This window comes from Bradyrhizobium sp. BRP19, from assembly GCF_020194195.1.
In the GTDB taxonomy this organism is placed as follows: domain Bacteria; phylum Pseudomonadota; class Alphaproteobacteria; order Rhizobiales; family Xanthobacteraceae; genus Bradyrhizobium; species Bradyrhizobium yuanmingense.
On the sequence record NZ_JADYVZ010000001.1, the window covers coordinates 577,711 to 591,461 of the forward strand.

The following is a 13,751-nucleotide window of genomic DNA, read 5'->3' on the forward strand; positions in this document are numbered from 1 at the left end:
AAGCCGCATTAGGCGCTCCTGGGAAGGCCGGACTACCGGTGCTTCACGATGCGGGTGGAGGATCTATTCGGTGATTCCGGGCTCATCTCCGTAGTCATTGCAAAGATCGATGGCGGCGTCTTCGTTCTCGATATCTGGCTCATGAGTTGCCGCGTGCTGAAGCGCCAGGTCGAGGACAAGATCATGTATGAGATTTTTCGACTCGCAGAGGTGGCCGGTTGCATGACAGTGCGCGTCATTTATCTTCCGACGACCAAGAACCGTATCGTCGCCGAATTCTACGAGGAGTTTGGTTTCGCGCGTACGGAAGACTCCGCAACCCGAAAAGAGTTCGAGCTGGAGGTGAGGAAGTATCAGGTGCGTTCGACAAAGATAGATGTTGCCCGGAGAGCCTATGAAGCAGGCTGAAGTATTAGCGAAGTTGCAGGAAGTATTCGACGGAATCTTCCTCGAGAAGATCGCGGCCACCCCCGAGCTCTCGGCGGCGGACGTCGATGAGTGGGACTCGCTCATGCAGATCTCGCTCGTGATCGCCGTCGAGCAGAAGTTTCGCGTTCGATTTCGCGTTGGCGAGGTCGAGGCGGCGCGGAATCTGGGTGAGTTCGCCGACCTAATCGCGAAGCGGATGGAACCATAAGAGTTGGACATCGCGAGTGCGTTCGAAGCTGGGCAAACGGCACATCCCGCTGAGTGCACGAGATCCGTGACGCGCGCCTGCCTTCAAGCTCAAGAGAAGTTGACGAACGGCGCTACTCCAAAGGCATAAATCGCTTCCGATTTAATATTTTTAATGTTATTTAAATATTGTTAATATGAACCAACATGACTGCCGCGATCAAAACTACAACCCGCACAGTTGGTGTTGCTACTTTAGATAGCGTTTGATCACGCTGGCTAGCTGGGGGAGTACAACTGACGTGGTCGGCAAGCGGATCCGCGTGAATGCCACCTACACCGACCTGTTCGGCGCCAGCGAGAACGTGACCAGCGCGGCCACGGCGACGGTTGCCGCTGCGAGTGCCACCACTACGCTGTTCACCACCCAGACGCCTGTCATCACCAATGCCAACGACGGAGTAGGTTATGAGTTGGGGATGCGCTTCACCAGCGACACCTCCGGCTCGATCCAGGCAATCCGGTACTACAAGGCCCCGGGCGAGACGGGCCCGCATATCGGCCACATCTGGTCGGCCACCGGCCAGGAGCTGGCGACGGTCACGTTCACCAACGAAGGCGAATCGGGCTGGCAGCAGCAGGCGCTCGCCACGCCCCTGACCATCCAGGCCGGCACAACCTACATCGTCTCCGTCAACATCAACAGCAACTACGTCTCCACCACGCAGGGCTTCGCCTCAGCCATCAGCAATGGTGGCCTGAACGCCCCGGTGGGTGCCGGCGTCTTCGACCTGTCCAAGGGCGCCTTCCCCACCAATGTCTATCAGAATGCAAACTATTTCCGCGACGTCGTGTTCGCTGCGGGCTCGTCACGGCCCAATAACCGCCCCGGTGTGGTAAGCGTCAGCGGGACGCCGACGCAGAACCAGACCTTGACCGCGACCGTGAGCGATGCGGACGGAGTGCCGGGCACCGTCTCCTATCAGTGGCAGCAGAGTGCGAACGGCAACTCGTGGAGCAACATCAGTGGCGCGACCGCGAGCACGCTGGTCCTCGGGCAGGCTCAGGTCGGCAGCTTCATACGGGTCACCGCCAGCTACACGGACCTCTCGGGCAGCACCGAGGCCCCGGTGAGCACCGCGACCGCCACGACAGTGGCCAACGTCAACGACCCCGGCGCTGTCACGATCAACGGCACCGCGACCCAGAACCAGATCCTGACGGCCAGCGTCACGGACCCCGACGGCGCGCCCGCCAGCATCACCTATCACTGGCAGAGCAGCCCCGACGGCACCACTTGGACGAACCTGGCCGCCACGACCTCGAGCCTCACCCTCGATAGCAGCCTGGTCGGCAAGCGGATCCGCGTGAATGCCACCTACACCGACCTGTTCGGCGCCAGCGAGAACGTGACCAGCGCGGCCACGGCGACGGTTGCCGCTGCGAGTGCCACCACTACGCTGTTCACCACCCAGACGCCTGTCATCACCAATGCCAGCGACGGAGTAGGTTATGAGTTGGGGATGCGCTTCACCAGCGACACCTCCGGCTCGATCCAGGCAATCCGGTACTACAAGGCTCCGAGCGAGACGGGCACGCATATCGGCCACATCTGGTCGGCTACCGGCCAGGAGCTGGCGACGGTCACGTTCACCAACGAAGGCGCATCGGGCTGGCAGCAGCAGGCGCTCGCCACGCCCCTGACCATCCAGGCCGGCACGACCTACATCGTCTCCGTCAACATCAACAGCAACTACGTCTCCACCACGCAGGGCTTCGCCTCAGCCATCAGCAATGGTGGCCTGAACGCCCCGGTGGGTGCCGGCCTCTTCGACCTGTCCAAGGGCGCCTTCCCCACCAATGTCTATCAGAATGCAAACTATTTCCGCGACGTCGTGTTCGCTGCGGGCAACGTCATCTCACTACTTAGCAGTTCCACAGTCTATGTCAGTGAGACGGGAGGGATGGCTACCATCACCGTCGTACGCTCCGGCGACCTCCAATCTCAAGCAACCGTGGAGTACACGACGAACGAAATCGGCACCGGCGGCACAGCTACCGCGGGCGAGGACTTCATCCAGCCCACGTTTAATGGCCGGTCGAACACTGGTCAGGTCGTCTTCAACCCCGGAGAGAGCACCAAGAGCTTCACCATCTCAATTGTGAAAGATCAGCTCACCGAGGGTAACGAGACGTTCGCGGTCGGGCTTCAGAATCCCGGTTCCGGTTCCCTCGGGACCCCGCGCACAGTGCTCGTGACCATCATCGACAACGACTCGCCCGTCGCGATCTCAATGGCGGACGCGGCGATAAGCGTTACCGAGAATACACAGACGGCAACGATTACGCTGCTGCGCAGCGGCAGCACCAGCCAAACAGCTACTGTCGGCTTCACGACAAGCAACGGCAGCGCCCTCGCGGGTTCCGACTACACCGCCTCGTCAGGCACGGTGACTTTCGCTGCTGGCCAGGTGACCCAGACGATCACGGTACCGATCCTCAATGATGCGACACCGGAGAATGATGAGACCTTCACGGTCACGTTGAGCAACCCAACCGGTGCCACTCTCGGCGCCGAGACAACGACGACTGTGAAAATCCTGGATAATGACAACCCCAATCTCGGCAATCTGGCGGGCGAGACGTACGTGACGGGACTGGGCCAGGGGTATGCCGGCGGGCCAACGGCGATCGATTGGACTCCAGACGGCCGCTACATGCTGATTGCCCAAAAGGACGGTGTGGTGCGTGTGGTGGACAACGGAGAACTTCGATCAACTCCGCTGATCGACATTTCGAGCGAGGTAAATGACGTCAATGATCGCGGACTGCTGGGTATCGCGGTGAACCCGAATTTCGCAACGAACCCCTATGTCTACCTGCTCTATACCTACGATCCACCCGAAACGGCGGGCCAGCCTGGCCTTGCCGGCCCCGATCAGGCCGGCAACCGACCGGCTCGCCTGGTGAGGGTCACCGTTGACCCAACCACAATGATTGCCGATCCGGCGAGCGAGGTAGTGCTGGTCGGAAAGAACAGCATCTGGGCCTATACGAGCCGTCCCGACGTAAACAGCACAGGCGATCCGAGCATCGCTCCTTCCGGCATCGTCAACGGCACCACGATCACAGCTCCGGCGAGCCAGATCGAGAGTGGATCGCAGGACAACGATCCGGACCGGACCGGCATCCAGAACCAAAACATTCGTGACTATCTGGCGACTGATAGCGATTCGCACGGCGTAGGCGCTGTTCATTTCGGCCCGGACGGTTATCTCTACCTCACCGTCGGCGATGGCGTGTCGTACAACTTCGTCGACCCCCGGGGAGTGCGCGTCCAAGACATCCACAATCTATCGGGCAAGTTGTTGCGGATCGATCCCGTTACAGGTGAGGGAGTGCCCGGCAATCCGTTCTATCAGGCAAGCGATCCAAACAGTAATGCGTCGAAGGTGTTCTACTACGGTGTTCGCAACGCGTACCGCTTCAGCTTCGATCCAGTTACCAATCTTCCTGTGCTCGGAGATGTGGGCTGGAACAGCTGGGAAGAGCTGAATACGGGGCCAGCCGGCTCGAACTTTGGATGGCCCTATCTCGAAGGCCCCGACAGGACCGGCAGCTACCAAAATCTCGCGCAGGCGATCACCTTCTATAACAATGGCAATCGGAACAATACGTCAGACCCGCCCGCGGTATTTCCGATCCTGTCTCTAAGCCATGGGGCCCCCGACAATGCCCACGTGATTACCGCGGGAGATTTCTATAATCAGAACACGATTTTTTTCGACGATGTCCAGAACGGAACGATCTTCGCTGCGACCTTGAACGCAAGCCGGCAGGTCACCAGCGTCCAATTGGTGGACAACGTACAAGGCATCGTCGACATGCAGAAGGGGCCCGACGGCTGGATGTACGGGGCCAATTTGATTGACGGCACTATCCGACGTTGGGTCGACCCCTCAGCGGGTACGGCGCTGGGGCTCGCAGCGTCGTCCTAGCAGGCGCCGGTCACTGCTTTCCCCATCGATGACGATCTGCTGGGGCGGCTTACGACTTCGGTCGATAAGGCGAGCTTTTGCACGATTGCCCGTCAGCGAACTACCTGTCGTTTTGACCAATGATCGAGATTTCGGCGATGGACCTCAGACGGGCGAGCCGGCGTCGCGCCACCAATTCCGGACCAATGGTCAAATCGGCTCCACGGTACTCGCGCCCAAGACTGAGATCTTGCGAAACTCCGCTCAAGGTGCCCGCCACATAGCGTTGAACCACTCGTACATACGCTTCGGCACCGACCATCACGGCTCGGCCAAAAATCCTATGCAAATCGTCCCCTGGTTCGTATCTCGAATGCACTGTCTCAAAGATCGGCCCGCTGTCGACGCCGGACGTGCATTCGTGAATGGTCGCACCGAGCATGTCCAACTCGTCGTTGACTACAGGCCAAAAGCTGCACGCGGTTCCGCGATACTGGGGGCTAATACCTGTATGCAGATTGATGCAGATATCGGTTGCAGAGTCGAGGACCGCATTCTTCACGACCGACGTGCCGTAACTAAGAATCGCATCGGGGCGTCTCTGCCGCAGGACTTCCAAGCTTGCGGTGCCGTTTATGCCCTCGACATAGACGATTCGATCAGATGCATAGAATGTTTGAGCCTTTTGCCCCAACAGACTTTCAAGTGACCGGGTCCGGGCCTCATCGTCTCGAATCATCTTGAGAAAGACAGCACGGGTTGCCTTTCCTAAGAAATGCACCAACCCCTTCCGTACGGCGCGCCGCAGTCTTGTTCTCCGTGCTGACCGGTCCACAATGATGCGGTCAATGGCGAGTCCAGCGCAAAGCATGTTTGCGACATAGCGATGTTCTGGGCCATCCCGCGTCAGAATCACTATTCTCTTTTGTTCGGGCTGCCCAGCTACCATAGCCAATCTCTCGCACACCGTAGTACAGGCATAATCCGGAGCTTGAACGGAATCTCTTCTGGCGCGGCGTTCCCCAGGCTAATCCGATAGAAAATGTCAGCCGCCGGTTTAAAGCGGTTGCTTTTCGCATGCACTAAAAAGATCGCCTTGTGATTACGCCGTGCGGCGCGCAGCGCACCTTCGGTCGCGTCCAATGCATTCCCATAGGGAATACTCAGGCATTGAACCGTTTGTCCCGATAACTTCTCCAGAAGCTCTCGGCTTTGCACGATCTCGGTCTCCAACTCGCTCGATGAAAGCGAACGAAAGAACGTGTGGCTCATCGAGTGGTTTCCTACTTCTATCCCTAAGCTCGCAAACCGCTTGATATCGGTGATATTAAGAAAAAGCTTCGATGTACGCCGGAGTTCCAATTCATTGGTGCCCATTGCGGTACACAGCTGCTGCTTCGCCTCGGCAATTTGCGCCTGAGTCCATTTTGAAATCACGTTAGCGATGAGCCTAGGGACTGATGTTGGTCCGGTTTCGTTGATGTTCAGGAGAGCTATCAGTTGCTGTTTACCGAGCACCACCGCTGCCAACGATAAGATATTATCCACTGGCAATCTGCTTCCCAGCAGCGTTGTCGGATTGACGAAGAACAGCGAAGGTGCATTTGCCGTTTTAAGGACAGTACTTGCGGTATCGAGAACTGAGCGATATGCGTCATCGAAGGTGATCAGCAAAGGTTTACGCGGCAGAGTGCCATTTACAAGGTCCGATCCGCTCACCACGTCAAAATGACGCGCGAAATACTTGACGTGCTTCTCAAAAACCTCTGGCCTTGTAACAACTCCAAGCTTGCTGGTTAACGGGTCTTCACGGTCCGCGATATGATGATAGACCACAATGGTAACGTCGCGCCGCATCAGTGGCTATCCCTGGCGCGAGCGGGATAACGCGTCCCCTAACGGACGTTCCACAGCCGCTACCTCCTCTGGCAGCTTGTTGCGCGGATTGCCGCGCGCGCTCCTCACGCCGACATTGCTCCAGCCATTCACCCAGCGTTGACGATGCTGCCAGACATAGCGCCAGTTTCGCGCCTTTTCACGCAGATCACTTCTGCCGGAGACCAGGCCGGCCGTTCCGTACGCAAGCAAGCGCAGGAGGGGGAGAAGCATGTACAGTGTCTTGCCTGCGAGAATCGTCGCAGCAGAATTGTGACGCCGCAGCAGCGTGATCCGGCCGGCAAGGACCTTGATGCGTTGCTCTGCTTGATCGGGCTCGGAAGACTGGCCGTAATGAATGATGGTAGCTGCAGGCGTGATGGTTGGGGATGCACCAAGCTTGCGCGCCCGGCGGCACAAGTCCGCTTCTTCACCGTACATGAAAAACTCGGGATCAAAGCCGTCAAGTTGCTTCCAAAGTTCGCGGTCTATGAGAAGAAAGCAGCCCGTGACAATGTCGACTGGACGAATGCTGTCACGCTTCCAACCACCGTATCCTTCGGGATTGAAAACCGAGCTGCTGCGCTTCAAGCTGGTCAGACCAGTAGCAAAACAGAAGATGCTCCATAAGGTGGCATCTCCCCAACAGGAGCCAGGATTCAAGCGGCCGTCAGACAGCACGGTGCGCCCGCCCCAGATCCCAAAGCGCGGATTCGCATCGGCGAACTCGTGCAGATGATCGATTGCGCGATTCACGATCAGGGTGTCCGGGTTGAGCAGCAAAAACCGGCGTCCCCGCGCCCGCATCGCGGCGATGTTGTTGGCGCCGGCAAACCCAAGATTTTCTTGCGACGCGATGAGCTCGAGTTGAGGGAAGTTTGCGCGAATGGCTTCCGGAGATCCGTCTGTTGAAGCGTTATCGAAAACGATGACTTCGTAGAGTACTGTCGTTGTTTGTGCCAAGACAGATCGAATACATTCGAGCGTCATGGTGCGCGTGTTGTAGCTCACGATGATGATCGAAATGTCGGGCTCAGCGGCCCGATAAATTGCATCCGACATGGGATTCAGCCTCATGCGATACGTCAGGCCCCCTTCAATGTTCGACCGAACCCATCTTCGACAACCATCTTGCTCGAACGCGATTTGTCAGGCCCGTCCTTCCTGATGGTCGGCAAACCATCCGGAATTGGCTCATCAATGTGGTGAGTGCCTGGCGACCCGGCTCGGCCATGCTAAGTGCGCGCAGCCTTCCTCGTCTTCTGTATGGCATAACCGACTGGAACCCACGATTAAATATTTATATTGTTAAATTGGTTTAATTTGCAAGTTGTTATTTCCGGACGAGCGACCTTAATCCGAGAATGCAAGCCGCGCGGGACTGGGGCAGGAAAATGGATCAGCGGATCCGAGGCTGAGGAAGCAAGCTCCCCGGGACGAGCTGGCCATTGACGATGGTTGCACTCCTGACGTTTTCCCATTTGGTGATCGTCATTGTTCCGCCGCCCGCATTGTTAATCAGAAATGCGCCGTACAGGAACGGACCAACGAAATACACATCCTTAAGGGAAACAGTGACGTTCATGCCATCGGGATGCATTCGCAACCCGTAAGGTCCGCCCCAGAACAAGACGTTCTCAAAGCTAACTGAGCCCCCCAATCCATCAGCGTAGAAGAAACCGGCCGTTGCATTCGTGTTGTTGTAGGTCTTGAATGTTGTATTGCGAACCGTGATGGCGTTGGTTTTGCCAGGATCATAACACTGAAGCCCGTCTGCGTGATCGCCCGGCAAACCCTTGGTTTCGATGTAGACGCCGTCCATGTTGATGCCGCCAATACCGTCGGAGCCAATACACCGGAATCCCTCGTTGGATCGAATGCGGGAGTTTTTCAGAGTGCAATCCCCGCAAACGACGGAGCTTCCATCGTTGTTGTGATCCCAGGACCGATGCTCGACGACTTCACCGTTGCTGAAGAACTTCCCGTAACGGGTGTATGGCTCGGAGGTATTTCCAGCAAAGCGGGGGTCATCAAATGAGAGTGGAGGAGCCGACGCAGGAGAAGGCAGCCGCGAGGAGGCAGGACCTGCCGCTTGGCTGGAGGAAAGTGTTTGATCCGCCAGTGCGGAACCGGCGTAACACAAGCCGGCGGCTATTTGCGCCCAGCTAAAGCCTCGCCAACGCGATAATTTCTTCACAGATTTCCCCTTCAAATGATTGCGACCATGCGGAATTGCGCGTTCAGACCGCAGGCGATCTTAACCAGAGATATTTCACTGAATGGTTGTCGGGTTCATGCTCCCTTCCCTTCGATTCTCGCCCACAGAATGTGGCGTGGCATTTGCACCCGAACCCAGCGATAGTGAACGCGCGACCATGGTTTGATTTCGGGTGATAGATTGTCGAGGACGAGATCGCCATTTCGCGTGCGCACGAGAAGCACGAGGTGGTGCTCTCCGGAACTGACGACGACTTCGCTCAGTAGCAGGACTCGCGCAGGCCAGCCGCGTCGAAGCAATTCGTGGCGCTTGCTCACGGCGTAGTCATTGCAATCGCCGTGCTTCGGGTTGATGACCCATTCCTCGCCGGCAAGGCCGAGCTCGTTGCGCGTCGGCACGATGGCGAAATTGACCGCGCGATTGACCTCCTGCAGAGCCGCCCAGCGGTCCTCGGTCAGCCGGATCGGCCCACCGCGAAACGAGCGCGGCGGAAGACATTCCGCCTCGTAGCGCAGGCAGAACACCGTGTACGCAAGGGGCGGCAGCGTCGGGTTTCCCAGTTCGATGTGCTGCCCTGACCGCGGCGTAGCCGGCAAGGACATGCGCCCCGCCCCGGCCCATTGAACTCCTCCGAGCATGATAGCGACCGCCACGACGGAGCCGAAGGTTCGATACATCTGCCGATCCCCTCGCAAACGCAAAACTGAGGCTCGGATCCGCTGGCAGGCTGACACCGACAGTCCCGCGGCAACCATATTTCATCTTTAATTTATTTAATTTAATTGTCAATTAAATATAAGCGGCGGGAAGAAATAATGCGTTTGCGCATTATTCAGTACAGCCAACAAGCAGATCGCCCCCGCAGACGCGTCCCGGCCCGGCCGCATCGCCGGCCGCTATGAGCTGCTCCGCAGCGTTCAGAAATAAGCCGCCAATTTAACGATTCCCACGAATTAATCGTTGATTCAATGCGCCCTCCGGCAGATCGTATTCCGAACGACCTCTCCGCCTCACAATCGAGATTGCACATGCCGGAAGAACTGCTCGTCATTTTGGGGGCTGAAGCCATCCTGCTTGTCTTCGTCACAGCGATGACTCTGCGCAGCAAGCGAATGGATGTGCTGAGCGGGCTGCACCGCCGGGCGGTTAGCTGGTCCGCCTGCCAACACAGCGAGCCCGCGCCATACTCGGTCCGTGCGCGCGCCGGAGCTTTGCTGTCGGCACTGCCGACGTGGATCGGTACTGCCAGGCTCACCCCAGCCAATCTCTGGCGGCTGCTCAGACACGCCCAATCAGGCCTGACGAAGGGGCGAAAGCTGTCCACCCTTGTGGCTCGTTCCTGGCGGCCAGAGCCCCCTCAAGCCACGCCGTCCGTCTCCAGCCGCATTGCAGGGGCTCGTCGTCAGCTCGGTGCTCGTTGATGCGGCCAACGTTGCGGCCTGCCCCGCATCGACTCGATCGATCTCGCGGCGCAATCTTGAGCTCCGGGCGGTCGAAGCCAACGATAGGCTTCGGATGCAATGCGACGAGCGGCGAGCCATCCGCAGCGAGCAGCTCTCCTCGGTGTTCACCCAGCTCACGGCACGCCTGCAAGCCCGTCGTTATCTTTTCATTTGGGCTTCTTTTTCGTCTTGAACATCAATGTTATTCGCAGCAATGGACAAACTCTTGAGATTCCTCTCAGCCCCGAGTGCGGGTGCGCTCGGGGCTGTGTCGTTTCAAATCCAAAGGGCTCAGCGCTCTTTGAATGCGCGCTGCGCCTGATCGTGTAGCGGCTTGAGCAGATAGGACAACGCGGTCCGCCCCGCCGTCTTGATAAAGGCCTCGACAGGCATGCCGGGCAGCAACTTGGCCGAGCCGAGCTTCGCCAGCTCTTCCGTCTTCAGCAAGACGCGGCCTGTGTAGTAACTCGTGCCAGCACGCTGATCCTGCGTGATGTCTGCCGAGACCATGCTGACCTCGCCGTCGATTTCGGGCGTGGTCTTCTGGTTGAATGCTGCGAAGCGCATTGTCGCGGTCTGCCCCACGTAGACCTGATCGATATCCTTCGGTACGATCTTGACTTCGACCGCGAGCGAGTCCGCGTCAGGAACGATCAGCATGATTTGCTCGCCCGGAGAGATCACCCCCCCGACCGTGTGGACGCTGAGCTCGTGGACGCGACCGGATTGTGGCGCCCGGATATCGACCCGATTCAACTGATCCACCGCCGCAGTCTTGCGCTCGCCCAGCTCGGAGAGTTTCGAGCGGGTTTCGATCAGGTCCTTGCCGACCTCGGTACGGAGGTCCTGGTCGATCTGAATGATTTGGAGTCCGATTTCGGAGATCTTGCCCTTCGACTGAGCGATCATTCCTGCGAGCTGGCTGCGCTCGCCCTCGATGCGGGCGGAGTCGCGCTCGAGGGAATTGAGCCGGGTGATCGGCACCAGGTTCTTCTGCCAGAGGCTGCGCACGCCCTCCAGCTCCTGTCGGATGAACTCCACTTCCTTCTGCTTGGCCTCCGTCTGCCCCATATAGCCCTTGATTTCGTTCTCCAACTGCGCGCTCTTCTCCTGCAACTGCGCTTTTTGGCCGCTCCTCGCCTGACGACGCAGGTCGAACAGCTTCCGCTCCGCGGCGATTGCACGGCTTGCCTCGGAGTTGCTCTCTTTGGCCCGGTCGAGCAGTACCTTTGGAAACACGACCTGTTCGGCACTATCGCGCTCGGCCTCGAGACGGGCCTGCCGTGCCAGCAATTCGTCGATGCTATTCGTGACGATCGTCGCATTCGCGAGCGTCTGCGTCTCGTCGAGGCGGATCAGAATGTCGCCTGCATTGACCCGATCGCCCTGGCGCACGCGCAACTCTCCGACGATTCCACCCGTGGCGTGCTGGACCTTCTTGACGCTCGAATCCACCACGACCACGCCCTGCGCGATCACCGCGCCCGACAACTGGGAAGTCGTCGCCCAGCCGCCGACCCCAAAAGTCACCAAAGCGAACATGATCATTCCGACGATCATGTAACGTTGGATGGACTGCAACGCCGGCGCAATCTGATCGTTCATCGGCCGCCTCCTTGAGCTTCTGCGACGACCTTCAGCGGCACCGGAGTCCGCAGCACTCTCTTGAGTACCTCCTCTCGCTTGCCGAAGGACTGAACTCTGCCTTCGCCGAGGCACAATACATGGTCCACACCTTCCAGCGCCTTCGGCCGATGAGCGACAACGGCCACAATCCCTCCGCGGCGTCGCACGTTCAGGATCGCCTCTGTCAGAGCCTCCTCGCCCTCCGCATCTAGATTGGAAGAGGGTTCGTCAAGCACGACCAGGAAGGGTTTGCCGTAAAAAGCGCGCGCAAGCGCGATACGCTGCCGCTGCCCCGCCGACAGCGCCAGCCCTCCCTCGCCGATCTTCGTGCTGTACCCGTCCGGCAGTGAGAGGACGAGGTCATGCGCGCCCGCGGCGCGGGCGGCTTCCAGAACAGCGGCGGCGGTTGCGTTCGGGTCGAAGCGTGCAATGTTCATCGCAATGCTGCCGTCGAACAATTCTACGTCTTGGGGCAGATAACCGATGTGCTTGCCGAGGTCGTCAGAAGACCAGTGATCGAGGGCGGCGTTGTCGAGCCGGATCCTGCCTCGAATGCACGGCCACACGCCAACCAGCGCACGCGCCAGCGTCGACTTGCCGGATCCGCTCGGACCGATGATTCCGACCGCCTGCCCACTCCGCAGCTGGAATGACACTTCGCTGAGAGTGGGTCTCTCGGAGTTCGGAGCACTGAGATAGAGGTTCTCGGCGCTAAGGGTTTCCACAGGCGCAGGCAATGCCAACCGCTCCTCCTCCTGAGGAAGAAGCTTCAGCAAATAATCGAGCCGTTGTCCCGATTGGCGCGCCGCGACGAACCCCTTCCAGTTCGCAATTGCCATTTCGACAGGCGCAAGGGCCCTCGCGGTGAGGATCGATCCGGCAATGATGATGCCGGCCGTCGATTCCTGGTTGATGACGAGGACGGCGCCAACGGCAAGAACCAGCGATTGCAAGATCGCGCGGAAAATCTTCGAGGCACCACCGAGTCCGTTTGCGACATCGCTGGCCCGTTCATGGGCTGCGAGGTACTTTGCGTTGGCATCCTGCCAACGCAAAGCCGCTTGTTGCCGCATACCCATGGCCTGCAGAACTTCGGCGTTGCGCCGTCCCTCGAGCGCGAGGGCAGTTCGCGAAATGGCAAGACGCGAGCTCGCCTTTGCCGGACCTCGGGTACGCGTTTCCGTGAGCATCGTAATGCCGACCAGCACCAACGCACCAGCCAGCGCAGTGATGCCAATCCAGAAGTGAAAGAGGAAGCAGACGCCGAGATAGATCGGCATCCAGGGCAGATCGAAGAGCGCCGTCGGCCCTCCGCTCGACAGGAAGCTGCGGACCTGATCGAGGTCCCGCACCGGCTGCAGGCCGTCGCCATCCGCTCTGGTCTTCAAAGGCAGGCGAACAAGAGCGTCGAAGATGCGAATCCCGAGACTTTCATCGAAATACCGGCCCACCCGGGCGCTGATCCTGCTCCTGACGAAGTCGAGCCCGCCCTGAAACAGGTAGAGCACCGTTGCCAGAGCCAACAGAGCGACAAGAGTCGGTATGCTGCGTCCGGGCAGCACCCGATCATAGACTTGCAGCATGAAGAACGAGCCGGTGAGCATCAGAAGGTTGCTCATGCCGCTGAATGCCGCTAGCGCCCAGAAAATCCGGCGGCAAGACCGCAGGAACGCCGACAACTCTGACTGCGACTCGTCATAGTGATCCACTGGCCGGGGTCGACCAGCGAATATCCGTGACCGCAGCACTTCGATCAGGCCCTTTGCCCAGCCGATCAGTTGCGGCGTCTGCAGTTGAGCGTTTTCCGCCCACTGCCGTCCGGCTGACCAGAGTCCTGATATGTAAAGAACTGGAATTCGATAGAGATTTGCGGGCGGGGGGAATACCCCCCGCCGTCCAAAGTCAATCATGGCTTCTGCCCCTGAAACGCGCCTTTGTTGGAAGATCCCTCAAGAGATCCCCCAAGGCAGTTGTTGAAGATTGCTCTCTGTGGATGCC

At 58.8% G+C, this 13,751-nt stretch carries 11 protein-coding genes; 4 read left to right on the forward strand and 7 right to left on the reverse strand.

The window, feature by feature from the left end:
* Window positions 1-48 precede the first annotated feature (48 nt).
* The 3 genes from I6F36_RS02795 (at window position 49) to I6F36_RS02805 (ending at window position 4,613) form a co-directional block, all read left to right on the forward strand.
* Window positions 49-408: a hypothetical protein gene (locus I6F36_RS02795; protein WP_225132505.1), complete on the forward strand. Its 360-nt coding sequence runs from the start codon at window positions 49-51 to the stop codon at window positions 406-408.
* Entirely contained in the window at window positions 395-637 is a 243-nt protein-coding gene (locus I6F36_RS02800) for an acyl carrier protein (protein ID WP_036025692.1), read from the forward strand. The genes I6F36_RS02795 and I6F36_RS02800 overlap by 14 nt, the downstream gene beginning before the upstream one ends.
* A gap of 280 nt (window positions 638-917) precedes the next feature.
* Window positions 918-4,613 (forward strand): DUF4082 domain-containing protein, encoded by a 3,696-nt coding sequence (locus tag I6F36_RS02805; protein WP_225171006.1) that lies wholly within the window; start codon window positions 918-920, stop codon window positions 4,611-4,613.
* 100 nt (window positions 4,614-4,713) lie between these two features.
* On the opposite strand, the gene I6F36_RS02810 is transcribed toward I6F36_RS02805, so the two are convergent.
* From I6F36_RS02810 to I6F36_RS02830, 5 genes are all read right to left on the reverse strand, one after another.
* The gene (locus I6F36_RS02810; RefSeq protein WP_225171007.1) at window positions 4,714-5,373 is read right to left on the reverse strand and encodes a formyl transferase; all 660 of its coding nucleotides are present in this window, start codon (window positions 5,371-5,373) and stop codon (window positions 4,714-4,716) included.
* 161 nt (window positions 5,374-5,534) lie between these two features.
* Complete coding sequence (locus I6F36_RS02815; RefSeq protein ID WP_225132508.1) at window positions 5,535-6,449, reverse strand: polysaccharide deacetylase family protein; 915 nt, start codon at window positions 6,447-6,449, stop codon at window positions 5,535-5,537.
* Window positions 6,450-6,455: 6 nt separating this feature from the next.
* Entirely contained in the window at window positions 6,456-7,529 is a 1,074-nt protein-coding gene (locus I6F36_RS02820; RefSeq protein ID WP_225132509.1) for a glycosyltransferase family 2 protein, read from the reverse strand.
* 337 nt (window positions 7,530-7,866) lie between these two features.
* Window positions 7,867-8,664: a hypothetical protein gene (locus tag I6F36_RS02825; RefSeq protein WP_128265386.1), complete on the reverse strand. Its 798-nt coding sequence runs from the start codon at window positions 8,662-8,664 to the stop codon at window positions 7,867-7,869.
* Between the two features lie 95 nt (window positions 8,665-8,759).
* Entirely contained in the window at window positions 8,760-9,362 is a 603-nt protein-coding gene (locus tag I6F36_RS02830) for a transglutaminase-like cysteine peptidase (protein ID WP_225132510.1), read from the reverse strand.
* 351 nt (window positions 9,363-9,713) lie between these two features.
* On the opposite strand from I6F36_RS02830, the gene I6F36_RS02835 reads away from it, so the two are divergent.
* Complete coding sequence (locus I6F36_RS02835) at window positions 9,714-10,106, forward strand: hypothetical protein (protein WP_225132511.1); 393 nt, start codon at window positions 9,714-9,716, stop codon at window positions 10,104-10,106.
* 312 nt (window positions 10,107-10,418) lie between these two features.
* On the opposite strand, the gene I6F36_RS02840 is transcribed toward I6F36_RS02835, so the two are convergent.
* Together I6F36_RS02840 and I6F36_RS02845 are read right to left on the reverse strand one after the other, a co-directional pair.
* On the reverse strand, window positions 10,419-11,732 hold the full coding sequence (locus tag I6F36_RS02840; protein ID WP_225132512.1) for an HlyD family type I secretion periplasmic adaptor subunit: 1,314 nt from the start codon (window positions 11,730-11,732) through the stop codon (window positions 10,419-10,421).
* Window positions 11,729-13,663, reverse strand: coding sequence for a type I secretion system permease/ATPase (locus I6F36_RS02845; RefSeq protein WP_225132513.1), 1,935 nt, complete (start codon window positions 13,661-13,663; stop codon window positions 11,729-11,731). The genes I6F36_RS02840 and I6F36_RS02845 overlap by 4 nt, the downstream gene beginning before the upstream one ends.
* Window positions 13,664-13,751 lie beyond the last annotated feature (88 nt).